We start from the raw sequence: 25,818 nt of genomic DNA on the forward strand, positions 1-25,818 counted from the left end.
CATTAAACATTACAAAAAATGAAAGAAGAAATGAACCTCCCCGAAAACGCTTTCAGAGAGCTGAAAGACGGGGAAGAGTACAAGCCGCTGATGTCGCCCGACAAAGTTTATCCTGAGGTGAACGGATGGTCAGTGACTTGGGGTATCGTGATGGCGATCATCTTCTCTGCCGCCGCAGCCTATCTGGGTCTGAAGGTAGGTCAGGTTTTTGAGGCAGCCATTCCTATCGCTATCATCGCAGTAGGTGTCAGCACCGCTACCAAGCGCAGCAAGGCTCTTGGCGAGAATGTCATCATCCAGAGTATCGGTGCCTGTTCAGGAGCTGTGGTAGCAGGTGCTATCTTCACCTTACCTGCCATCTATATCCTGCAGGCAAAGTATCCAGACATGACAACTTCATTTATGAAGATTTTCATGGCTTCGGCTCTCGGTGGTGTGCTCGGCATCTTGTTTCTGATACCTTTCCGCAAGTATTTCGTAAGCGATATGCACGGCAAGTATCCTTTCCCAGAAGCGACTGCTACCACACAGGTACTGGTAAGTGGTGCCAAGGGCGGCGATCAGGCAAAACCTTTGCTTATCGCTGGTCTGGTAGGTGGTCTCTATGACTTCATCGTTGCCAGCTTAGGATGGTGGAACGAAAACTTTACTTCCCGTGTAGTCGGTTGGGGTTGCGACCTTGCTGACAAGGCAAAACTCGTATTCAAGGTGAATACTGGAGCTGCCGTACTCGGTCTGGGTTACATCATCGGTTTGAAATATGCCTTCTACACCTGCTTGGGTTCACTCGTCGTATGGTGGTTGATCGTACCAGGTATGAGCATTGCTTTCCACGACAGTGTGCTGAGTGCCTGGGATCCAAGTATCGTGAAGACCGTAGGAGCTATGAGTCCTGAAGAAATCTTCAGAGCGTACGCCCGCAGTATCGGTATCGGTGGCATTGCCATGGCAGGTATCATCGGTATCATCAAGAGTTGGGGTATCATCAAGAGCGCTGTAGGTTTGGCAGCACAAGAACTGAAGGGCAAGAGCGATGTGGACGAAAATGTGAAGCGTACTCAGCGTGACATTTCTTTCAAGATTATCGCTATCGGTTCGATTGTAACCATCCTCATCACCTTCCTCTTCTTCTGGTTTGGTGTGATGGAGGGCAATCTCCTCTTCGCCGTCATCGCCATCCTGCTGGTAGCTGTTATCGCTTTCCTCTTTACTACCGTGGCAGCCAATGCTATTGCCATCGTAGGTTCTAATCCTGTATCAGGTATGACCCTGATGACACTCATCTTCGCTTCTGTAGTGATGGTGGCTGTAGGATTGAAAGGCCCAGGCGGTATGTTGGCAGCGCTAATCATGGGTGGTGTGGTTTGTACCGCATTATCAGTGGCAGGTTCATTTATCACCGACCTCAAGATAGGTTACTGGCTTGGTACCACTCCTAAAAAACAGGAGGGTTGGAAATTCCTCGGTACTCTGGTAAGTGCTGCAACAGTAGGCGGTGTGATGATGCTTCTGAATGAGACTTACGGTTTTGCATCCGGTTCTCTCGCTGCTCCTCAGGCAAATGCCATGGCTGCCGTCATCGACCCATTGATGAACGGTGTGGGTGCTCCTTGGGTACTCTACGGCATCGGTGCAGTCATCGCCATCGTACTCACCTATTTCAAGATTCCAGCATTGGCTTTTGCGCTCGGTATGTTCATTCCATTGGAGCTGAATGTCCCACTGTTGGTAGGTGGTGCCATCAACTGGTATGTAACTTCCCGCTCTAAGGATGCTAAGGTGAATAATGAACGCGGCGAAAAGGGTACACTCATCGCCAGCGGTTTTATTGCCGGTGGTGCCCTGATGGGTGTAGTAAGTGCGCTGCTCAAATTTGGCGGCATTGAAGCCAGCATCGCAGAAAACTGGTGGGTCAACCCTATGTCAGAGGTTTGTTCGCTCATAGCCTATATCCTCTTGATAGGTTTCTTTATCAGAGCTACCAAGAAGTAATCAAGGAACTATAATCGCATAAAAGAGCGATATTTTATGGTTTCTAACAAAAAAAGTAGCAAAATATTTGGAGATTTCAAATAATCGCTTTATCTTTGCATCCCAATCCAAGAGTTTCAGGCTTATGGATTGGGATGTTTTGGTATCGTCATTGAGAAAAGACAGATTCGGGGTTGACTGGATTTGACGGCGAGATGAAATGGTACGTAAGCACGCGGAGGCTCGTTGGCTACCTCCTAAATCTTAGTGAACAAAAAATTAATTGGCGAAAATAACTACGCTCTCGCTGCCTAATCGAAGTACAGTAGATTAGCTTTATTCCGTCACTAGGTGATGGAACGGGACATCGCTCAACGGATGTAGTTCCGAATCTTGTTGGTCAAGCGGTGCAGGTAAATCGGAAATAGCTCGGGTAGGCCTCGATGCTCGGGTGAAATTTTAGAGGATAAGGGTATGATTGGTGGTCCAGGTCTTGTCATACTTCGAAAATCAAAGGCTGGAATAAGCGTGTAGAAAGCGTATGGTTTCCTTGTGCGGACGAGGGTTCGATTCCCTCCAGCTCCACTTCTACGAAAAAGAGGGTGTGTCATGAACTTATGGCACACTCTCTTTTTCGTTTCTTCATAGTTTTTATTCATCGGATTACGCAGAGTTTACGGAACATTCTTGTTCCACAGATGATTACTCGTGGATTTTCGCAGATTTGGCCTTACACTTTGAGCTACATTAACCCCAAAATACCAACATTTTGCAAGCAAAACTCGATATAAAAGAACACAAAGACACTACAAGCAATTATTCTATTGATATTTTATCACATATAAAACAAAATCACTTTCAATCTGAAAGAATTAAATACCCTATTGCTTACAAATCAAAAGAACTCATAAAATAGTTGATAAAAATAGATTATTTTTTCTTTGTTTTTCGACAAAACGTCGTATCTTTGCAGTCGTAAACAAGCAAATAGTCATCAAAATAACAAAATGACTATCACTATGTTAATTTCCGCAAAAGAATTTAACTTCTTTAAAGGGATAAAACAAGAGAATGAAGAGATTATCAATCGCATATAGGTTCTGATCTCATGCAAGAGAAACCAGGATTCATGCGAGAAGTATCAAACTTAAAGGACAACACAATATGAAAGAAACAGTTCATTTCACAAAGATGCATGGAGCTGGAAATGATTACATTTATGTAGATACCCAGTTGTACGACATCCCCGACCCAGAAAAGGCAGCTATAGCCTGGAGTGCTTATCACACAGGTATTGGAAGCGATGGACTGGTTCTTATCGGCAAACCAAAGGATAGCAGAAGAGCAGACTACTCCATGCGCATCTTCAATGCTGATGGCTCTGAAGCCATGATGTGTGGTAATGCAAGTCGCTGTATCGGAAAATATCTTTATGAAAAAGGATTGACCCGAAAAGACACCATACGGCTTGAAACACTATCAGGCATCAAGATATTGAAATTGCATATTCAGGATAATCATCAAATTGTAGATTCGGTAACAGTAGATATGCTGAAACCCAAATTGGAAAATCCTGAGCAATTCATAGGTCCTTCTGTACTTGCTGCAGACGAAAGAATCTTTGAAGGCACTTACGTTTGTATGGGAAATCCACATTTCGTAACTTTCGTGGATGACATCGATACTATCGACATCGCCCACTATGGAAAAATCCTCGAAAGAGACCAAGCCTTTCCTCAACGCTGTAACATCGAATTTGCACAATTGACAGATACAGACATCATTAGAACACGAGTTTGGGAAAGAGGAAGCGGAATAACAATGGCCTGTGGAACAGGGGCTTGTGCCACGGCCGTAGCCGCATTCCTTACCAAGCGTGCTGGACGAAAAAGCAGTATCGTGATGGATGGAGGAACTTTGCAAATCGAATATAACGAGGAAGACGAACACGTATATATGACTGGTCCTGCAGCCTTCGTATTCGAGGGTGAGATTCAGGTGGAATGAGAAATGTTAAAAATGAGAAATGAGAAATTTAGCTGCATTCACGAAGTTAACATTAAACATTTAGCATTTAACATTAAAATAAAAAGAACGCAAACTTAAATAATAATGGTCTAAGAGAAATATCTGAAAAGACAATTCTTAAAGATCGCAATAAAAGGAGAACAACAATATGGCATTAGTAAATGAACATTTCCTGAAGTTGGCAAGCAATTATCTTTTTGCCGACATCGCAAAGAAGGTGAAAGCCTACAAGATTGCTCACCCTAAGCAGCAAGTTATCAGCTTAGGTATCGGTGACGTAACCCAACCTCTCTGCCCTGCCGTCATCAAGGCAATGCACAAGGCGGTGGATGAGATGGCAGTACAGGCTTCTTTCAGAGGTTATGGACCGGAAAGAGGTTATGATTTCCTCCGAGAGGCTATCATCAAGAACGACTTCCTGCCACGTGGCATTCATCTTGACGCCAACGAGGTATTCGTAAACGATGGAGCCAAGAGTGATACAGGAAATATCCAGGAGATTTTGAGATGGGATAACAACATCGGCGTTACCGACCCGATTTATCCGGTTTATATAGACTCTAACGTGATGATAGGTAGAGCCGGAGTCTTCGAGAATGGCAAGTGGAGTAACGTAACCTACATGCCTTGCGATGAGAGCGATGATTTCATCCCTCAGATTCCAGACCACCGTGTGGACATGATTTATCTCTGTTATCCAAACAACCCTACGGGTACGGTCATCTCGAAAGAAGAACTCAGAAAATGGGTAAACTATGCTATCAAGAACGAGAGCATCATCCTCTATGATGCAGCCTACGAGGCATATATCACCGACCCATCAATTCCTCATTCTATCTACGAGATTCGTGGGGCCAGAAAGGTAGCGATAGAATTCCACAGTTATTCGAAGACTGCCGGATTCACCGGTGTGCGTTGTGGTTACACCATCGTTCCTAAAGAGTTGAAGGCAAAGACATTGGCAGGTGAGGAAGTGGCATTGAATCCTATCTGGGACCGCCGCCAGTGCACCAAGTTTAATGGTACAAGCTATATCAGCCAGCGTGCTGCCGAAGCCATCTACACCCCTGAGGGTAAGGAACAGGTGAAGGCAACCATCAATTACTATATGGAGAATGCCCACTTCATGAGAGCCGAACTCCAGAAACTCGGCTTGAGAGTATATGGCGGCGAGAATGCACCTTATCTCTGGGTGAAGACGCCAAACAACACACCTAGCTGGAAATTCTTCGAAGAGATGCTTTATGGTGCCAGCGTAGTCTGCACACCAGGTGTAGGTTTCGGTCCTTCAGGCGAAGGCTACATCCGTCTCACCGCCTTCGGCGAGCATGAGGACTGCAAGGAAGCCATGGAGAGAATTGCCAAGTGGCTGGGAAAATAAACATTCCAACAGATTATTAAACATTGAATATCAAAAATTTTAAAATATATAAGGTATGAGCAACTTAAGATTTGAAGCTGTTTCAGAGGCTTCCAAGAGAAAGCCTGTTGAGGTAACCGCTCCTAGCGAGCGACCAAGTGAATTCTTCGGAAAGAAGGTATTCAACCGACAGAAGATGTACAAGTATCTCCCTGCAGATGTCTATGAGAAACTGGTAGATGTCATCGACAACGGAGCTCGTCTCGACCGTAACATCGCCAACGCCGTAGCCAAAGGCATCAAGCAGTGGGCTGACGAGAATGGCGTAACCCACTACACCCACTGGTTCCAGCCATTGACAGAAGGTACTGCCGAGAAGCACGATGCCTTCATCGAGCACGATGGCAAGGGTGGTATGATCGAGGAATTTTCAGGTAAGTTGCTCGTTCAGCAGGAACCTGATGCATCATCTTTCCCATCTGGCGGTATCCGCTCTACTTTTGAGGCTCGCGGTTATTCAGCATGGGATCCTACATCGCCTGTATTCATCATCGACGATACACTCTGTATCCCTACCGTCTTCATCTCTTACACAGGTGAGGCTCTCGACTATAAAGCTCCATTGCTCCGTTCATTGCACGCTGTAAACGTAGCAGCAACAGAGGTTTGCCACTACTTCAACCCTGATGTCAAGAAAGTTATTTCCAATCTCGGTTGGGAGCAGGAGTACTTCCTGGTAGATGAAAGCTTGTATGCTGCACGTCCTGACCTGATGCTGACAGGTCGCACCCTGATGGGTCACGATTCTGCAAAGAACCAGCAGATGGACGACCACTACTTCGGCGCCATCCCAGAGCGTGTTCAGGCATTCATGAAGGATTTGGAAATCCAGGCTCTTGAGCTCGGTATTCCTTGCAAGACCCGTCATAACGAGGTGGCACCAAACCAGTTTGAGTTGGCACCTATCTTCGAGGAGACCAACCTTGCCGTTGACCACAACATGCTCTTGATGAGCTTGATGAAGAAGGTAGCTCGCCATCACGGTTTCCGCGTACTTCTCCATGAGAAGCCATTCGCAGGCATCAACGGTTCTGGTAAGCACAACAACTGGAGTCTGGCTACAGATACCGGCATCCTGCTCCATGGTCCAGGCAAGACACCAGAGGACAACCTCCGCTTCGTAGTCTTCATCACAGAGACTTTGATGGGTGTATATAAGCATAATGGTTTGCTCAAGGCTTCTATCATGAGCGCTACCAATGCTCATCGTCTGGGCGCCAACGAGGCACCTCCAGCAATCATCTCTTCATTCCTCGGCAAGCAGTTGACCGACCTTCTCGAGCACATTGAGAAAGCCGACAAGAAGGATCTCTTCACCGTGGCTGGCAAGCAGGGCATGAAGTTGGATATCCCTGAGATTCCTGAGTTGATGATTGATAACACCGACCGTAACCGTACATCACCATTCGCCTTCACCGGCAACCGTTTCGAGTTCCGTGCTGTAGGTTCTGAGGCTAACTGTGCATCAGCAATGATTGTATTGAACACCGCCGTAGCCGAGGCTTTGACCGACTTCAAGAAGCGTGTGGATGAGTTGATTGCCAAGGGTGAGGACAAGACTTCTGCCATCATCGATATCGTTCGTCAGGATTTGAAGACCTGCAAGCCTATCCGTTTCGACGGCAACGGTTACTCAGATGAGTGGGTAGAGGAAGCTGCCAAGCGTGGTCTGGACTGCGAGAAGAGCTGTCCAAAGATTTTCGAGCGTTATCTCGACCCTGCATCTATCAAGATGTTCGAGGACATGGGTGTCATGAAGAAGAACGAGCTGGAAGCCCGTAACGAGGTGAAATGGGAGACCTACACCAAGAAGATTCAGATTGAGGCTCGTGTAATGGGCGACTTGAGCATGAACCACATCATCCCAGTGGCTACTCACTATCAGAGTCAGTTGGCTAAGAATGTGGAGAACATGATTGACATCTTCGGTGACGAGGAAGGCAAGAAGTTGACTGCCCGCAACATCAATATCATCAAGAAGATTGCCGAGCGCACTCAGATTATCGAGACCGGTGTTGAGGAGTTGGTAAATGCCCGCAAGGTGGCCAACAAGATTGAGAATGAGCACGATAAGGCGATAGCTTATCATGACACGGTAGCTCCAAAGATGGAGGAAATCCGTTATCAGATTGACAAGTTGGAGTTGGCAGTAGCCGATGAGCTCTGGACATTGCCTAAGTATCGTGAGCTTCTCTTCATCCGCTAAGGTCATTATCTTCAAATCGAAATAAAAAAAGCTCTAAAAAGAGCTACTCTTCATCAGATATAACAATTGAACGATCAATCTATTTCTTTTATTGGTTGTTTAAGTTTGCGCGGAGTGTGGTTGTGAAATCACGCTCCGCTTTTTTTTCCCAAAAAAGGCTACACCTAAGTACACTCTGTATTTAGGAAATACTACCTGCCTCGGTATCAGAATCTGACTACACACATTTCTCCATCAACACAAAAGTGATGAAGCCCAGGAGAAGAGCGTAGGTGGCTTGCTTCTGAAAGCCATGGGCATGGGTTTCGGGAATCATCTCATCGCTCGTTACATAAAGCATAGCACCACCGGCAAAACCCAGCATCACGGGGAGGAAGGTGGAAGAGGCAGAACCCAAGCCGTAACCCAACAGGATGCCTACCACTTCGAGTAGGGCGATGAAGATGGAGATAAAGAAGGTACGGGCTGCAGAAACACCAGCCATCATCAAAGGAGCGATGATGACCATTCCCTCGGGGATATTCTGCAGGGCGATACCGAAGGAAACGCCCCACTCCGTTGCTCCTTCTGTAGAACAGACGCTCACACCTGCCGCCATTCCCTCTGGCAGTTTGTGCAGGGCTATCGCCATCACGAAAAGCATCACATGGCTGAGCCTGGCATTGTTGCGATGCTCCTCGGGATCGAGTCCGGTGATGTGATGAAGATGAGGAGTAACCAGATCGAGCACGTTCAGAAACAGAGCACCTGCCATCACACCGATTACCACCAGCCACCATAGACTGGTCTGTTCGAAGGCTGGCACTATCAGTCCCAACGTAGAAGCCGCCAGCATAATTCCGGCACAATATCCCAACACAGCATCGTTCCATTTATGGGGCAATTCCTTGACGAAGAAACCCAAAATGGCACCGATAATCGTGGCACCGCAAAGTCCGGCAGCACTAATCAATACGTTTGTCATAATCCATAAAATATATCGAAGTTATCCAGTAAAGTATGTGAAGATTCAGACACATCATAGAAGAAAAAATGCATGGACAACCCTCACGGTCATCCATGCCCATCTATTTCGTATCTGATCTATTCTATTTTTTATAAAATGTGTATGTCATGGTGAAATTGGTTTTTCTCCAATTTCGCATAATTGCACCTATTTCAACTTCTTATAACCGTAAACTGCGTTATTGCCCAACTGCTCTTCAATGCGGATAAGCTGGTTGTACTTAGCCATACGGTCGGTACGACTCATAGAACCCGTCTTAATCTGACCGGAGTTAGTTGCTACGGCAATATCAGCAATCGTAGTATCCTCGGTTTCACCAGAACGATGGGAAGTAACGGTGGTATAACCATGACGGTGAGCCATCTCGATAGCATCCAAAGTCTCGGTAAGAGAACCAATCTGGTTCACCTTGATGAGGATAGAGTTGGCAGCACCCATCTTGATACCCTTTTCAAGGAACTTCACGTTGGTAACAAAGAGGTCGTCACCCACCAACTGACAGCGGTCACCGATGGCAGCGGTCAACTTCACCCAGTTGTCCCAATCGTTCTCATCAAGACCATCCTCGATAGAATCGATAGGATATTTGGTAATCAGCTCCTCCAGGAACTTGATCTGCTCGGCAGCAGTCAGTTTCTTACCATTAGGATCCTTCTTCTTGCCATCCTTCAACTGGCGGTAATCGTAGAACCACTCACCATTCTCCTGAACGGCAAACTCGCTGGCAGCACAGTCCATGGCAATCTTCACGTCCTTACCTGGCTCATAACCGGCATCCTTGATAGCCTGGCAGATACTGTCGAGCGCATCCTCTATACCATCGAGTGCAGGAGCGAAACCGCCCTCATCACCAACGGCAGTAGAAAGACCGCGGCTCTTCAGGAGCTTAGCCAAGGCATGGAACACCTCTGCACCCATACGGATAGCCTCCTTCTCGGAAGGAGCACCCACAGGACGGATCATGAACTCCTGGAAGGCGATAGACGCATCAGAGTGAGCACCACCATTGATGATGTTCATCATAGGAACAGGAAGGGTGTAAGTATTGCAACCGCCAATGTAGCGATACAATGGGATGTGGAGATACTCAGCAGCAGCATGAGCCACAGCCAGAGAAACACCGAGGATGGCATTGGCACCCAAATTAGACTTGGTCTTGGTGCCGTCGAGTTCCAACATCTTATAATCGATGGCACGCTGCTCCAAGGCAGAGAAGCCAACCAAAGCAGGAGCAATTACCTGATTCACGTTTTCAACTGCCTTCAAGACACCCTTGCCGCCATAGCGGTTCTTGTCGCCATCACGAAGTTCCAAAGCCTCGTTCTCGCCAGTTGATGCACCAGAAGGAACCGATGCACGACCTACGACACCTGACTTCAATGAAACTTCAACCTCTACTGTAGGATTGCCACGAGAATCCAAGATTTCTCTTGCATGAACATTTTCGATAATCATAATACTATAATACTTTTAATTACATTAAACATTTCTTATTTCTGATCTTATTTCAGATCTGATTTCTGAGTGCAAATTTAAGTATTATCTGGCAAACCACCAAATTTTGGGCACCATAAAAAGTAGGTATTCGCCCGAAAATACCTATTTATAGGTAAGAAGAAGAGACATCTGCCCTATCATGAACAGTTGAATTATTTCAGTTCGTCTAAGTAATAACTGATTCTTCCTCCCTCATCACCTATCTGCACATTGGCATCATACCAGGAGATAATCTGGAGCTTGTAATATCTCTCGCCATCCCACGAACGGATTACGTAGGTATGGAAAGAAGGAGTATATACTGGAGGTGGACCAGAGAAGGTCATTGCCTTTTCGAGCACCGGATTGCCGCTTACCAACTGCTTGGCAGGTCCGTTGTTCGGGTCGAACCAAGGGTTCTCTTTCATATCCAGTTTGTTGGCGATGCAATACTTGTTCCAGTCGTTCTGCGACATGGTGACATAGACGCTTGCTGAATCATCCACGGCGAAAGTCATGTTGTGTTCAGCCAGATAAGCATCCACCTGCGCCTTGCTCGTCCACTTGTCATATTCGCCATAGCCCAGGTCGGCAGCACCGCCCTTGCCTATGCCGCTTGTTCCACTGTTGGTTCGCAGCTGGTAACCATCAAAGGCAAGGTCCCACTCCGTAGCAGAATAAGCCATCGTATTGGGGTCATCCTCCATGTTCTCCATCACCATAATGCTGCTTGCCTGGCACTTCACCGTCTTATAGGTTAACTTGCCTGTAGCTTGATTCTTGGTAAAGATGGTATCGCCGTTTGCATCACGCTCTGCATCCTCGAAGATGTTCTTCTGCACACCTTCGCTCCAATACTTTACCAATTTTGTAGTGCCGTTGTAATGGAAATACTCCTCTATTGGCTTGCCATCAATAAAGGCGATGACACTCTGGTTAGGATTCAGCACATTATAGCGATGTCCCGTCTTCAGGTCGAAATAGAGCCAGTCGTTGGTAACACCCGTGCTATAACCTGTTTTTCGGGGCAAGGTATGACCTGTGAAGTCCTCAGCCTCATAAGATACGCAGCTCGTCATTGCGGCTGCCATACCTATTATATATAGCAATGCTTTCTTCATTATTTTTTCTTTCTAAATGCTTTTACCAATTCATCTACCAACACTTCCACCTGCACATGCGCCTTGGCTCCTGCCGTGGCTGGCACGTTAAACATGGTGATGCCCGAACCCAGGGTCTTTGGCACATAGTTAAAGATGTTATCCACACCCACCGTCACCTTCACCTTATTACAGAAGGTCTGAATCACTGACAGGTTGCACAATACATACTGAGGCAACTGGCAGCGGAAGTAGGCATCGTGGCTCTCACCGTTTACAGAGAGTCGGTCCTGCACATCAAACTTCTTCTCACCCATGTAGCTTGCCGAGAAGGTGGCGCCCAGTCGGTAGTTCTTCTTGTTGTACTTATAGTCGAGGCTCGCCGTAGCTGCATGAGGCGAAGTGGTGTTCACCTGGATGCCATCCGTCTTGCTCACGTTCACGTAGCTGTAGGTGGCATTCATCGTGAAGTGGTTGAGGAAGTGCCAGCGCATGATGGTCTCCAGTCCGATGAGGTTCTGCTTGGCGAGGTTGGTGTATTCAAAGTTATACTGCATGTCGTAGATGCGCCATACGCCCTCGGTCTTCACAAGGTTGAGGTCGGCCTGGTCGGTGGTTCTTACCCTCTCGTTTTGCCTGGTTGATACGTGATTTAGCCTGGTTGATTTCAAGGAGGTTGCTGTTCACGGAACGCATGGTAATGCTGTAGTTAATCATACTTTGTGTGTGTTTTGATGGTTGATATTTCAATTCCCCAGAAACCCCGTTTCTTGTCCTTCTTTTGGTCGTTATTGATGTCCGGCGCCTGACATCAATCGTGCCTCAAATGTGTCGTCTGTAAAGACCGACTTTCGGTACAAGAGAAGCTTTCTTTCGATTGCTGGTGCAAAGGTACAACAATTTGGAGTTGAAAACAAATTTTTCCGCTACAGATTTTTTAGGGGTGTCTGTAAGTGTCTGACAGATAGTGCTTTACAATGATATTTCGGAAATCAATTGCTGCATTTTGACTGATTTTGAAGAAAATGAAGGCTTGTGACTCAGAATTTTAGAAAAGCGGTCATTTGGTCATGGTCATGTTCGGTCAAAATCGTTTTCGGGAGCGCTCGGTCATCCTATAATATAATATAAATATATATTTATATTATATTATAGACCATTTTGACCGATTCAAATTTCATTTTGACCGAAAATGACTTTGACCAAATGACCGGATTTTGTTTTCTTCATAGCAAGTGTATTAGTACATAAGATGTAATTAGAAGTCTTTGATTATCAGCGTGTTATATGATTATTGAAACCCTCTTTTCTCTCCTGAAAAATCTTATTCTTATATGCTCCTGTCTCTCAAATTCTATGAAAATCCATGTTCAATATCCATTTCTTGCCTATCATTTTGTTGTATTTCTTTACTAAAACTGCATTTGGGGGTACTTTTTTTTGCATTTCTGCTTCATTTTTTCGCCATTTTCGAGGGTCTTAAATCGCAAAAATAGCCTCAAAAATAACTTTTCCGTTAAAAAAAAAATAAAATTCGATATTATATAAAAGATTTATTATCTTTGCCATAAGATATGAAATACGGAACATTTTAGATGCTGATAAATCATATAGAGTGAATCAGAACCAATCCAAAGAATAGAGCTAAGTGCCTTGTTATGAAGTACTTATAAGTTCTTTGCTATGGAAGACAGAATTATCTGTTGGCAGTAAAACGTAAATTAGTGAGGGAACAATTATTGTGTATTTATACTATGATAAGAAATCCCTATTTATGGAGCGTTTTTCGGCTTATTCTTTCACTTAAGAGCTCAAAACTGCGGATTTTTTCACTAAAACCCCTTATTTTTAAGCTCAAATATATAGGTTTTCAGGAGCGAAATCGTGATGTATAGTAAATATTTAAGACCTCTTTACTTTTTCATCACTTTCCCGATAATCTCCTCGAAATCTTCCTTCTGCATGGCACCCATCTGCATGGTGGGATTGCCCTTCAGCGGGATGAAGAGGAAGGTAGGAATGCTGCGGATGCCGAAGACGGAAGCCAACTCGGGTTCCTGATCGATATCCACCTTATAGAAATCTATCTTGCCGGCATATTTCCCGGCAAGAGATTCTACTATGGGAGCCATCATCTTACAAGGTCCACACCAAGTGGCATAGAAATCAATGATGGCAGGACGGGAGCCTGCAAACACCCACTCATCGGGATGAGACTCGTAATCCATGATTTTCTTTTTGAAGTCAGAAGCGGTGAGCACATTCACCTTTCCCAAAGCGACAGTTTTCTCCTTTTGTGCCACCTGCGCCTTATTTGACGCCTTCTTCGTACAACCCACAAAACAAATAGGAAGAACTATAAAAAACAGCAAAAACGCCTGCTTGAAACTGGTATGAATATTCATCATAAGCAATTTATTGTTTAAGTCTATTATACTTTATTATTATACTCTATCTATTTTTCTTATGCAAAGATAATGCAAACGAGCGCAATGAAAACTTGTTTTCATATTGCCGAGTGCAGCTTATCTTATGCAAAGATAAGCAAAAAAATGAAAGATTTCTCTCTTTTTAATCATTTTTATATTCTAATCCTAAACAGACAAGAAAGATATGTTAAATCTTCTTTACAAATCATACAACCAATTGTTTTTTTCCGTATCTTTAGACCGTTAAAATAATGTCTAACCTTTTAAAACCAAATGTCATGAAAATAGGTATTCCAAAAGAAATCAAGAATAATGAGAACCGCGTGGGAATGACCCCTGCTGGAGTAGCTGAGTTCATTCTTCATGGTCATGAAGTAGTAGTACAACACACTGCTGGCGAAAACAGCGGTTTTGCTGATGAAGAGTATATAAAGGTTGGAGCAAAAATCCTTCCCGACATTCAGAGTGTTTACCGAGAAGCAGAAATGATAGTCAAGGTAAAGGAACCAATCGCTGAGGAATATCCCCTCATCCACAAAGACCAGCTGGTATTTACCTACTTCCATTTCGCCTGCGACAGAGCTCTTACCGACGCTATGATCAAGAGCGGTGCCGTATGTCTTGCCTATGAAACCGTGGAAACTGATGACCATCATCTGCCTCTGCTCATTCCGATGAGCGAAGTAGCTGGAAGAATGGCCACCATCAATGGCGCATACTACCTCCAGAAAAACAAGGGAGGAAAAGGCAAACTCATAAGCGGAGTGCCTGGAGTAAACCGTACTAAAGTTCTGATACTGGGCGGCGGAACCGTAGGAGAGGCTGCTGCAAGAATGGCTGCCGGACTGGGAGCTGACGTATGGATTACAGATATCAGTCTGCCTCGTCTTCGCCAACTGGAGATGGAACTACCTATCAATGTACATACACTCTACTCCAATGAGCACAATATTCGAAAGGCATTGCCTGATGTTGATCTTGTGGTGGGCAGCGTACTTGTTCCAGGTGATAAAGCCCCTCATCTTATCACGAAGGACATGTTGAAATTGATGGAACCTGGCACCGTACTTGTGGATGTAGCTATTGACCAAGGTGGTTGCTTCGAAACATCCCATCCTACCACCCATTCCGATCCTATCTACATAATAGATGGCATCGTACATTACGCCGTAGCCAACATTCCTGGAGCCGTACCTCATACTTCTACTACAGCTTTGACCAATGCCACGTTGAAGTACGCCATAGCTCTTGCCGACAAGGGATGGAAACAGGCTTGCAAAGACAACAAGGCTCTGTATCGGGGACTGAACATCGTAAATGGGAAGATTGTCTTCAAGGCAATAGCCGATGTTTTCGGATTGGAGTACGAAGAAATAGCTCTATAATCCCTCCACAACAGAAAAAATCATTTTCTGCTTGCATATTAAAAACTAAAGTTTCGCAAGTGAAAATTCACAAGCGTGATTTAACGTAATTTTGGAATAAAAAAGGCTCTGAAGTTTGTATAACTCACAGAAAATGAGTATCTTTATAATCGCTAAACAATAAAGATAAAACTTCAAAGCCGTGAGCAAATATACAAAAATTATTTCAGATCTGCGAAGCTTTTTCGCAAAAAATGACGATAATCGTGCAATTAAGTGCATTATGGGTGTGATGGAACATATAAATATACGCTCCAGCCAGATTGGAGTAGAGAAGAAAGAGAACTGCAAGTTCACCACTTTGCAGGTACTCAACCTCCTCATGCTCTTCCCGTTCTTCGTAGTCAAGAATGCGAGTCGATACTCCAACTCGTCCTTGAGTAAATTGTTCAATTGTGATAAAGACATGTTCTATCGTTTTATGAATGATGGCAACGTCAAGTGGCGCAAGTTACTATATGCAATGAATCTTCAGCTGATAAAGAAGATATCAAGCAGCACAACTGTTCATCATGACAAGCCGGTTTGTTTGATTATTGATGATACTGATGCACCTAAGACTGGTATGACGACCGAACTCATAGGAAGAATCTGGTCTCATGTTCATCAAAAGAGCATCCTTGGTTATAAGTGTCTGACCATGATGTTGTCCGATGGCGTTAGCCAGCTCTTTCTCGATTTTTCTCTTCATGGTGAGGAGGGAAAGGACAAGCAAAAGGTTCAGGGACTTACTGCTAAGCAACGCAAAGCTCGCTATACCGAGGACCACGAAGGGCAAGCGGTAAAAGATCGTGTGGATGAATATCTGATGAAGAAGACAGACAAGGCCATAGATATGGTCAAGTATGCCATCAAGCGAGGTGTTCGCTTTGATTACTTGCTCGTAGATAGCTGGTTTACAAACACTAAGCTTGTGCGTTTCATTTCCAGCAGACATATCAAGTGTCACCTGTTGGGCATGATTAAACTGGGCAAAACCAACTATGCAACGAAGCATGGCAAGATGAATGCCAAGCAAATCATCAAGCACCTGCAAAAGGAGAAGGCATGCAAACACAACAAAATACTTCGCTGTACCTATTGTACAATGGACGTTAAGTTGGATGGTGTGCCAGTCCGTTTGTTCTTTTGCAAACGAGGACGCAAGGGAAACTGGAATGGGTTGTTGACCACAGACCTTTCTCTTAGCTTCCTTGAAGCGTATCGTATTTATGCCAGACGATGGGCTACCGAAGTTGCATACAAGGATTGCAAGACCTTGCTGAACTTTGGTAAATGCCAGTCTGTACATTTTGCCGCTCAAATTGCTAGCTTCACTTTGACAATGATGCAGTATAACATCTTGTGTACAGTGAAGAGATTTGAAGCGTATGAAACCATCGGTGGTCTCTTTACAGAGGTTACCAATGACACTCTCGAGTTGTCCGTAACGGACAAGATATGGGCTATCATTTTGGACTTCGTTCTGGAAGCAGCAGAGCGTTACTCTATAGATGCTACAGAGTTGCTGGCAGATTTCATCGAAAGTAATCCTGTTGCCCATACGCTACGTAATATGTATATTTATAAACAAGCAAGTTGATATTTATTCACTTGCGAAACTTCAGTTAAAAATAAAAGACTCATCGTTGGGGAAAAATTGATTCCCTGCGATGAGTCTTTATTTTAGATAATCCGCCAAAGCATTAATCCTTCAATGAATAAGTAACAGTAGTTACTACTCTTACCTTTTTAATATAAGGAGTATTGGAATCACGGTCTTCAATAGAGAACTGCCCCTGATCCGCATTCATAATCTTGTCTATCTTGCTCTTACTGTTTTTAGCAAACTGCTCTGCGGTTTGCTCAGCATTTGCTATCGCCTCCTCCATCATTTTTGGTTTCATCTTGCGAAAGGCCACATATTCGTACTTTACAGGATTATCGTATCCTCCATCCACAATGGCGATACCTTTCTGGAGCAATTCTCCCTGCCGGGCAATAAGGCTCCTGATGAGTTTCACATTGTTGGAAGTGACTGTGATGATGGAAGTAATATTATAGCGATAAGGCTGACGATTATCCCCATAGCGCTCAGCATTAAGATCGATGACCACCGGAGCATTCACATTGATTTCGCTCTCCTTCACTCCATTTGCGAGCAAGAACTGTCGGATGGTACTTGTCGTATGATTGATAGTCTGATAAAGATTAGGCAAATCATTACCTATTTCCTTCGAGAGGATAGGCCATGTCACCTTGTCGGCCTCCACTTCCTTTTCCGACAAGCCCTTTACCACAACCTTCCGATCCTTACCCGCCAAGCCTTCCAAACCTGACTTGATACAATATCCAAGTGCAATGATGCCTATAGCTAAAATTGCCGCTTGCTTGATGCCTGTGCTGATATTCATAATCATTCCTCCATATAGTTTAGTTGTGAATCATTTTTTCATGTTGTTAGTTTTTTCTGCGAATTTAATAAAAAAAACTATACGTTCGATAGATTGGGATAATATTTAAGACAGATTAACGCGAACCGGTTAACAATCATTAATATTCAGCCAATAATTCTGTTAATAATTAGTTAAATATCAGCATCTTACAAAAAAAAACAGTTCTAAAAAATAAGAAGTTAGAAAAAAGCAGTATCTTTGCAATAGTTTTCGCATATATTTGGGCAAATGGGGGGTGTCGAGAGACTGTACCCCATTTGTTTTTTGTTTATATAAGACTATATGTCAAACTACAAATAATAAATATAAACATTTCATTTAAATTCCATAATGGAAACAACGGAGCGATTTGAAAGGAAATCAATGGATGGAGAGAACGAAAATCCATTGAGGGATAGATAAGAAAACTATCGAGGAAATCAATAAACTCCATTTATAAAACAGAATAATTAAGATGAAGATACTTCCAGAAGAACAATATAAATATGTAAAGCTTTTACTTCCAGATGGAAGCAAAGCAGAAGGGCATGAAGTTTTGCTGCACGCCTGTTGCGCCCCATGTTCATCTGCCATTGTAGAATGTATGTTGCGCAATGGTATGAAACCAACTGTTTTTTTTTCCAATAGCAATATCTACCCGCTTGAAGAATATGAAACCCGCAAGCAGGAAATCATCCGTTTTCTTGCCCAACAGGGAGTTCCGTACATTGAAGACGAATACAACCATGACGAATGGAGAAAAGCCGTCACAGGACTTGAAAATGAACCAGAACGCGGTTCAAGATGCTCCGTATGCTTTCAATTTCGCCTAAAAAGAGCAGCTGCCTACGCTCAAACGCACGGAATACACCTACTGACAACAACTCTGGCTTCATCGCGCTGGAAAAATATCAAACAGATAGATATGGCTGGACACTTTGCCGTAGAAGACTGCCCTGAAGTGGAATGGTGGGAACAAAACTGGCGAAAAGGAGGACTGCAGATGAGACGCAACGAACTCCTCCATATCAACGATTTCTATAATCAGCTTTATTGTGGTTGCGAATTCAGCCTTGCTTCCTCCAACGCAATGAACAAAGAAACGGATCATCGAGAGAAAGAATAAAAAAGGAGAAAGGGAGGAAAGAAGCGAAGGAAAGGAAAAACATAACTATAATAAAAATGCCCGGTTTTAGAAACTGGGCATTTTTATTATAGTTATGTTTTCAAGATTTTTTTAGTAAAGTTCTTCTGCACAAAAAATCATGTTCAACTTGTTTCACAAGAAGCCTATTCTTGAGAGAAAAGACCTTTTTTAAGTTTCTTCTTGAGAAAACGATTTCTTAAGAGAAATTCCGGCTGATTAAGACAAGCCGGTAATTTCACCATTAACAACATCAATACGTTCTGCCTGAGGACTCTTTGGCAAACCAGGCATACGCATGATAGGACCTGCAATGACAACAATCATCTCAGCACCCATATTAACTGTAATATCGCGTACATGCAATTCAAAGCCATCTGTAGGACCATAGGCCTTCGCATCAGTAGAGAAGCTATACTGTGTCTTAGCGATACAAACTGGAAATTTCTCTGCACCCAACTTCTTGATTTCATCTATCATAGCCTTGGCAGAATCGCTCAAAGTTACACTACCTGCTCCATAAAGATTAAAAGCTACAGACTCTATTTTCTTCTCCACAGACTCATCGTCACCATAAGCCAGATAAAGAGGCGAAGAAGGACGCTCATCAATAGTCTTCACTACCAATTCCGCCAATTCCACAGCTCCCTTTCCACCTTCAGCAAAGGCACTGTTGACGGCAAAACCGCAACCCATTTCTTCACAATGCTTACGAAGCACCTCAATCTCCTCGTCTGTATCAGTAGCAAACTTATTGAAGGCAATGACAACTGTCTGACCGAAACTCTGCAAGTTTCTGACATGCTTATCAAGATTCCAGTAACCATTCTCCATACCAGCGATATTTGGTTCCTTGATATCTTCCAGAGCCACTCCACCATGCATCTTCAGCGCCTGAAGAGTAACGACCAGCACAGTCAAGTCTGGCTGCAATCCTGTTTTACGGCATTTGATATCATAGAACTTCTCTGCACCCAGATCTGCACCGAATCCAGCCTCAGTAATAGCATAGTCGCCGTATTCAAGAGCAGCGGCTGTAGCCATTACAGAATTACATCCGTGGGCAATATTGGCAAAAGGACCACAGTGTACGAAAGCAGGTGTTCCCTCAGTAGTCTGTACGAGATTTGGCTTCAACGCATCCAGCAACAATGCCACGATACTACCACCTACTCCCATATCTTTCACTGTGAAAGGCTTGTCGTCCTCAGTAATACCAAGCAGGATATTGTCGATGCGGCGGCGGAGATCATCGATACTTGTGGCAAAACACATGATGGCCATAATCTCAGAAGCAGGAGTAATATCAAAGCCTGTTTCTGTCTCAATGCCATTCTTATCGCCAAGACCGGTGATGATGCGGCGCAAACCACGATCATTTACATCCATCACGCGGCGCCAGAGAATCTTCTTGAGCTTGAATCCTTCAGCCTCGTGCTGATAACGGTAGTTGTCGAGAAGGGCAGCAATCATATTGTTGGCTTCAGTAATAGCATGGAAATCGCCTGTAAAATGGAGATTGATTTTATCCATAGGAAGCACCTGAGCATAGCCACCGCCAGCAGCTCCACCCTTCATACCAAAACAAGGACCCAGCGAAGGTTCTCTGAGAGCCACCACAGCATTCTTGCCAATCTTCTGCATACCAAGTGCCAGACCCACGCTCACCGTAGTCTTACCATTGCCTGCCTTGGTTGGACTGATAGCAGTAACAAGGATAAGATGATGACCGGCAAACTTCTCTTTGTCAATAGCCCCGGTAGTCACCTTAGCAATATATCTACCATAATTTTCGATTTGGTCCTCATGAAGACCCAGTTCAGCTGCCACGTCGTTGATAGGACGCAACTTTACTGATTTTGCAATTTCAATATCCGATAACATTATCTTTATAAAAAGTTATATTATATGTTAGAAAGTTCTGATTGCCTGATGGCACGAGTTTAGCCAACATTCGATTACTTGATGGCGCCAATGATTTCATGTACCGAAGTACAACCATGCTGGTCGAGCCAGTCATTGATTCCGTCTTTCACCTTCTTGGTCACAGCTGGGTCAACGAAGTTAGCCGTACCGATTTCGATGGCAGTAGCTCCACACATCAGGAATTCAATAGCATCCTTGGCAGTAGAGATTCCTCCCAGTCCCACTACAGGAATTTTCACAGCATGAGCCACATCATAAACCATACGCAGAGCCACAGGCTTGACACATGGTCCGCTCAGTCCACCCGTACGGATGCTCAACAGTGGCTGTCGCTTTTCAATATCTACCGCCATTCCCATCAGTGTATTGATGAGAGAAACAGAATCTGCACCCTCAGCCTCACAAGCTCTTGCGATATCAGCAATATTGGTAACATTAGGCGAGAGCTTTACGATGAGGGTCTTATGATAAACCTGACGCACAGCCTTCACCACGCTGGAAGCCCCCTCGCAAGTCACTCCGAAAGCCATTCCCCCATCCTTCACATTAGGACAAGAGATGTTGAGTTCAATAGCAGGAATCTTATCCAGTTCATTGATACGAGCAGCACAGGCAGCATAACTCTCAGGAGAATGCCCCGAAACATTGACAATCATATTTGTGTCAATGTCCTTAATCTGCGGATAGATGTTTTTGCAGAAATAATCCACACCTTTGTTCTGCAGTCCCACACAATTGAGCATGCCCTGTGGAGTTTCAGCCATACGAGGATAATCATTACCCTCACGCGATTCCAAAGTAGTACCTTTCACGATAATACCACCGATTTCTTCCAATGGTACGAAATCGGCAAATTCCAGACCATATCCGAATGTGCCGGAAGCTGTCATTACCGGGTTCTTCAACTTCAGATTATGTATATTTACATTTAATGATGCCATAACAATAATAATATATTACATTTGCGTTCTGATTTTCTTCAAACGCTCGGTTGATTTAATTTACAAATTCCAAAGAAGTTTCTTAGTATTGAAAACCGGTCCTTCCTTGCAGACGCAAAGATTTCCCTTGGTAGTTTTCTCCACACAGCAGAGACAAGCGCCCAGACCGCAGGCCATCATGTTCTCCAGTGAAACCTCGCACTCCACGTTGGCCTTCTGCGCATACTTAGCCACGCTCACCATCATCGGCTTAGGACCACAGGAAGAAATCATATCGAAGCTCTCATGCTGCAAAACAGAATGGTTGGTTACAAATCCCTGTTCGCCAGCACTGCCATCCTCGGTAGTAATACATACTCTTCCGATTTTAGCAAATTCATCAAGTTCGAGCAGATCAGTTGCCTTTCTTGCACCGAGGAGGAAGATAGGTTCAGCCCCCATATCCTTGATGCATTTTCCGAAATAGAGCAAAGGAGCCACACCAACACCACCACCCACAAGAAGGAATTTCTGTCCGGCTTCTGCAGGCATGGAAAATCCATTGCCCAAAGGAAGCACACAGTTGAGATAATCGCCAGCCTGGAGATTACCCAACTGACGAGTACCATTACCAATCATGGCAACGAGCAACCAAAGTTCATTTCTGTCACGATCTACAAAATTGATGGAGATAGGTCGGCGCAACATGGTATTAGGTTCATGCTCCACCTTGACTTCTACAAATTGTCCAGGACACATTTCAGGAAGTGGCTTATCATCGGTAAGCTTAATCAAAACATGCTTGTCACTCAATGATTCCACTGAAACTACTTTAAGATCTATAATGTACTTTTTCATCACTACGATTTAATATGTTTCTTGTTCGACTACTTTTGGCTGCATTCAGCCTATATGATTTACTTACTGCCCAGCATGATTTTCCATCGTCCCGGATGAGGTTACCGGGCAAAAATCAGAAGCATGATGCAAAGGTAATGCAATTTTTCGACAATACAAAAGAAAATACACATATTTTATTTTTATAGAGGAAAAAGATGCAGAATCACACCCTGAGGAATGATTCTGCATCTTTTTTAAAAGAACGAAATATTCAATTCTGAAGAATGATGAAGGACATCATGAATGCCTCTTCACGGAAATACAAGCCATCGTCAAGACGTCATTCTGACCATCATCTGATATTTCATTCAGCCCCCATCAGGGTACAATTCTGACAATGATTCAAACGTCATTTCTGATCTAAGCCAGATTTTAATCATACCATTGTCGGCGTCTATACAACCGATATAGAGACTATGATTTCGACATTATTTTGCCTTCAATTCAAAACGACATTGCGACTACTTTTTGGGAACAAATGTCTCCCAGGTCTGATCATCATAGAAGATACGAATTTCGGTAATTTTTCGCTGAGGCTTGTCAATATATTTCACGTTCTCATGAGGCTGATTTTTTGGTGTACGATTTACACCGGGCATATTAGGCTGATCAAAAAGCGAGCCTTGATGCATCTGTGAAGAGGCTGCTGAAGACTCATTGGCTGATGAAGCACGAGAAGAAGCTTCAGCGGCAGACTGAGATGCATCGTCACCAAAGTCAAAAGCCAGTCCACCGATGGCAGGAGAAGAATCTGGCGAACTTGAAGATGGAGTAGAGGAAGCATCATTCTGATTCTCATTTTCTATATACATAGGAGGAGTTCCATAGAGCAACCATTCGAGTCTTACCTGAGGAAACTTTTTGTGAATGGCGTCTATGTGATTGAGCGTCGGTTTTGTACGATCATTAAAAATACTGCTCAGCGAAGCCTCACCAATTCCCGTAAGCTGCGAGAAACTCTTCTGGGTGAGATGCTGATCTTCCATGATAAGTCTGATTCTATCTTTCATATCTTTAACTTGTAGAAATTTACATTTATTAAGTTTTCTGAAGTCCCACCAGAAGCCCCCAAAAGCCATCTGTGAGATATGCTATTTCGGAACAATGGGACTCATAGGGCTAAAAAAGCCCTCTTTTCTTAGACTTTACAAAGATAAAACTTTTTTTTGGAATAAAAGAAAAATCTAAAGATTATTTGCATTTTTAAACTTTAGATTTCAATATTTATATTTATAAAAGTAATCTATAAAAGTCGGTTTTATGGTTTATATTTATAAATCTACATTTATAATTTTATCTATTTTACAAAGAATTAGTTTAATAAATCTATATAATCTACTGGGTTATCCATGTTTAGAACCTAATAATATCGTAGTTTTATGCGGTTTATGCAAAGTTTAAGATTCAAGCAATGAATTTCACCCTTTTTATTTCTAACTAAAAAAGTTAAAATACTGGTTTTCAGTTACTTGCAAACGCAATAATATCTACGTATATTTATACACTTTAGAATATTAAACACTCTATTTATATTTATATTTATAAATATGAATAAATAAAAATCATATTAAGTTTTCAAGATTTATGATTTTAAATTTTAAATTCCATTTCGGTTTACATATTTAAATAGCTAAACTTTTAAATTATAAACCTTACTAAATGTTAACGCTAAATTTTAGAAAATCTAAAATGCTCTATTTTTCTGTTTTTCTCGTTCTCGCAGACGAGTCCGAATCTACTCTTAAATTCGAGAGTTTTGAACCATCTAAAATTAAGAAAAGATACGTAACATACTGATTTTCTGCTATTTACGCAAGAAATACCCCTTCAAGATAAAGCAAGAATATAGCTCAGAAAAGTGCAAAAATAAGTAAAATATAGGCAAAAATCCTCCTTTGAAACCATTTTCAAGCCTATAAAATCCCCATAAACAGACTAAAACTTCCCAAATTTACATTTTTCAAGCCCTCTCTCTCGACAATTAGGAAAGAGACAGGCTTAATGGTCTTGAGATAAACAAGTAAAAAACCCCTCATCCCACCCTACCAGGATCTGGGTGAAAAGAAACAAAAAAGAGGTGATTCCTTATCGGATCACCTCTTCAATATGCTGTCAGAAAACGAGGGAAAAACATTCCCCCACCCTTCATAAACAGAAAACTCAGCTCAGAAAACATGGTTCAGGAGCAGACTTATTTCTCAGAAAGACCTCCTCAAAAATGAAGAATTTGAGAGCTTCCACATCATTAGTGGAGAATAAAGAAAATCAATTCTTTCATGAGTTCACCAGCCGAAGTATTCGGATTGCTGATACCTTTACTCTTTGCATCCACCTCTCTAAATTTATCGATAATCTGCATTACCTTCACTCCATTATAGTTTCTCATTCCTGTGATATAATCACGCACAGCCCAAGTTGACTTCAAATCCAGGAATAATGAAAGCGCTTTTTCATCCTGTTTATTGGGTGCATAATAAGCCAGCATCAGATTTTGGAAATAAGAAAAGAGCATCGGGAGTAAAGCAAAGAGCGAACCACTCTTCGGATTGCTGTCAAAATAGTTGATAATTTGATTTGCTTTGAAAACATCACGGTTTACAATCGCATTTCTCAATTCGAAGGCATTAAAATCCTTGCTCACACCAATCACCTTTTCCACCTGTTCCGGAGTCACTCTCCTATCATTCTCAGGAAGAGAAATCAGAAGCTTGTCGAGTTCAGAAGTCAGTCGATGCAAATCAGCACCGATGTGATCAGCCACCATCTGGGTGGCCTTCGGTTCAATGGTTGCCTTCTGCTGTTTCATATAAGTTTCTATAAAACCAGGCAATTGATAGTCTTTGAGTTTTTTTCCTTCAAAGACCACACCAATCTGTTCGGCGCGCGGAACCAACTTTTTTCTTCGATCAATACTTCCGTTTTTGTAGCTCATCACAAAGATGGTTGATTTTACAGGATTTTCGAAGTACTTCTCGATTGCATCAAAATTCTTCAAATTTTGAGCTTCTTTCAAAATCACCACCCGATGCTCAGCCATCATAGGATACCCTTTGCACTGATCAACAACTTGCGAAGCTGTCGTGTCCGCTCCAAAAAGAATCACTTGATTGAAGTCTTTTTCTTCCGGCTGAAGCACATTTTCTGTGATATAATCACACAGTTTATCTATATAAAAAGACTCATCTCCCATCAGGATATAGACGGGAAAATAGATTTGAGCCTTAAGATCTTTCATGATCGACTCGTAACTATTTGCTTGTTTTTTTTCTGCCATTCCGATATTTTTTGTATCTTTGCAATGCCTTTTTCGCAGATTGCGGAGCAAAGCATAAGCTATTATTAATTGCATACAAAGGTACAAAATAATTTTGAAACTATATATAATAAGGTATAGGAAATCTTTCCTTTATACATAATAAGATATATATATATATAATAAGGTATAGGAATTCTT

Annotated in this window: 17 protein-coding genes, 1 other RNA gene and 1 pseudogene; 8 read left to right on the forward strand and 11 right to left on the reverse strand. The window is 43.1% G+C overall.

Features of this window, described 5'->3' with window-relative positions; all coding sequences use genetic code 11:
• Positions 1 to 18 precede the first annotated feature (18 nt).
• From KUA50_RS06840 to KUA50_RS06860, 5 genes are all read left to right on the forward strand, one after another.
• Positions 19 to 1,992 carry an OPT family oligopeptide transporter gene (locus KUA50_RS06840; protein ID WP_022110034.1) on the forward strand — a complete coding sequence of 658 codons (1,974 nt, stop codon included), beginning with the start codon at positions 19 to 21 and terminating at the stop codon, positions 1,990 to 1,992.
• Between the two features lie 169 nt (positions 1,993 to 2,161).
• Positions 2,162 to 2,559: a transfer-messenger RNA gene (ssrA, locus tag KUA50_RS06845) on the forward strand.
• 576 nt (positions 2,560 to 3,135) lie between these two features.
• The gene (dapF, locus tag KUA50_RS06850) at positions 3,136 to 3,978 is read left to right on the forward strand and encodes a diaminopimelate epimerase (RefSeq protein WP_218456704.1); all 843 of its coding nucleotides are present in this window, start codon (positions 3,136 to 3,138) and stop codon (positions 3,976 to 3,978) included.
• Positions 3,979 to 4,147: 169 nt separating this feature from the next.
• On the forward strand, positions 4,148 to 5,380 hold the full coding sequence (locus KUA50_RS06855; protein WP_218456705.1) for an LL-diaminopimelate aminotransferase: 1,233 nt from the start codon (positions 4,148 to 4,150) through the stop codon (positions 5,378 to 5,380).
• A 55-nt stretch (positions 5,381 to 5,435) separates the two neighbouring features.
• Positions 5,436 to 7,625, forward strand: coding sequence for a glutamine synthetase III (locus KUA50_RS06860; RefSeq protein WP_118116350.1), 2,190 nt, complete (start codon positions 5,436 to 5,438; stop codon positions 7,623 to 7,625).
• 217 nt (positions 7,626 to 7,842) lie between these two features.
• On the opposite strand, the gene KUA50_RS06865 is transcribed toward KUA50_RS06860, so the two are convergent.
• The 5 genes and pseudogenes from KUA50_RS06865 to trxA all read right to left on the reverse strand — a co-directional run bounded on the left by KUA50_RS06865 (position 7,843) and on the right by trxA (position 13,612).
• Positions 7,843 to 8,589 (reverse strand): ZIP family metal transporter, encoded by a 747-nt coding sequence (locus KUA50_RS06865; protein WP_218456706.1) that lies wholly within the window; start codon positions 8,587 to 8,589, stop codon positions 7,843 to 7,845.
• 189 nt (positions 8,590 to 8,778) lie between these two features.
• Positions 8,779 to 10,086 carry a phosphopyruvate hydratase gene (eno, locus tag KUA50_RS06870; RefSeq protein ID WP_218456707.1) on the reverse strand — a complete coding sequence of 436 codons (1,308 nt, stop codon included), beginning with the start codon at positions 10,084 to 10,086 and terminating at the stop codon, positions 8,779 to 8,781.
• A gap of 194 nt (positions 10,087 to 10,280) precedes the next feature.
• Positions 10,281 to 11,228 (reverse strand): HmuY family protein, encoded by a 948-nt coding sequence (locus tag KUA50_RS06875; protein ID WP_218456708.1) that lies wholly within the window; start codon positions 11,226 to 11,228, stop codon positions 10,281 to 10,283.
• Positions 11,228 to 11,794, reverse strand: a pseudogene (locus KUA50_RS06880) (TonB-dependent receptor domain-containing protein); the annotation flags it as partial. The pseudogene KUA50_RS06880 and the gene KUA50_RS06875, both read right to left, overlap by 1 nt.
• Before the next feature lie 1,326 nt (positions 11,795 to 13,120).
• Complete coding sequence (trxA, locus tag KUA50_RS06885; protein WP_218458240.1) at positions 13,121 to 13,612, reverse strand: thioredoxin; 492 nt, start codon at positions 13,610 to 13,612, stop codon at positions 13,121 to 13,123.
• A gap of 302 nt (positions 13,613 to 13,914) precedes the next feature.
• Between trxA and ald the strand changes: the two genes are divergently transcribed.
• Positions 13,915 to 15,021 (forward strand): alanine dehydrogenase, encoded by a 1,107-nt coding sequence (gene ald / locus KUA50_RS06890; protein WP_118116362.1) that lies wholly within the window; start codon positions 13,915 to 13,917, stop codon positions 15,019 to 15,021.
• 181 nt (positions 15,022 to 15,202) lie between these two features.
• A complete protein-coding gene (locus KUA50_RS06895; protein ID WP_413777421.1) occupies positions 15,203 to 16,642 on the forward strand; it encodes a transposase in 1,440 nt (479 codons plus the stop codon).
• Positions 16,643 to 16,745: 103 nt separating this feature from the next.
• Here the strand turns inward: KUA50_RS06895 and KUA50_RS06900 are convergent, their stop codons facing one another.
• Complete coding sequence (locus tag KUA50_RS06900) at positions 16,746 to 17,453, reverse strand: SIMPL domain-containing protein (protein WP_218458233.1); 708 nt, start codon at positions 17,451 to 17,453, stop codon at positions 16,746 to 16,748.
• A gap of 496 nt (positions 17,454 to 17,949) precedes the next feature.
• Between KUA50_RS06900 and KUA50_RS06905 the strand changes: the two genes are divergently transcribed.
• Positions 17,950 to 18,600, forward strand: a complete 651-nt coding sequence (locus KUA50_RS06905) for an epoxyqueuosine reductase QueH (RefSeq protein WP_218458232.1) — start codon at positions 17,950 to 17,952, stop codon at positions 18,598 to 18,600.
• 237 nt (positions 18,601 to 18,837) lie between these two features.
• Here the strand turns inward: KUA50_RS06905 and KUA50_RS06910 are convergent, their stop codons facing one another.
• The 5 genes from KUA50_RS06910 to holA form a co-directional block, all read right to left on the reverse strand.
• Complete coding sequence (locus tag KUA50_RS06910) at positions 18,838 to 20,502, reverse strand: formate--tetrahydrofolate ligase (protein ID WP_022111073.1); 1,665 nt, start codon at positions 20,500 to 20,502, stop codon at positions 18,838 to 18,840.
• 74 nt (positions 20,503 to 20,576) lie between these two features.
• Positions 20,577 to 21,485 carry a dihydroorotate dehydrogenase gene (locus KUA50_RS06915; RefSeq protein ID WP_118116371.1) on the reverse strand — a complete coding sequence of 303 codons (909 nt, stop codon included), beginning with the start codon at positions 21,483 to 21,485 and terminating at the stop codon, positions 20,577 to 20,579.
• Positions 21,486 to 21,545: 60 nt separating this feature from the next.
• Complete coding sequence (locus tag KUA50_RS06920; protein ID WP_022111071.1) at positions 21,546 to 22,322, reverse strand: dihydroorotate dehydrogenase electron transfer subunit; 777 nt, start codon at positions 22,320 to 22,322, stop codon at positions 21,546 to 21,548.
• Between the two features lie 503 nt (positions 22,323 to 22,825).
• A complete protein-coding gene (locus KUA50_RS06925) occupies positions 22,826 to 23,374 on the reverse strand; it encodes a helix-turn-helix domain-containing protein (RefSeq protein WP_218458231.1) in 549 nt (182 codons plus the stop codon).
• A 1,235-nt stretch (positions 23,375 to 24,609) separates the two neighbouring features.
• Positions 24,610 to 25,638, reverse strand: coding sequence for a DNA polymerase III subunit delta (holA, locus tag KUA50_RS06930; protein ID WP_218457746.1), 1,029 nt, complete (start codon positions 25,636 to 25,638; stop codon positions 24,610 to 24,612).
• Between the last annotated feature and the right edge of the window lie 180 nt (positions 25,639 to 25,818).

Origin of the sequence: Segatella hominis, assembly GCF_019249725.2 — a bacterium.
Taxonomy (GTDB): Bacteria; Bacteroidota; Bacteroidia; order Bacteroidales; family Bacteroidaceae; genus Prevotella.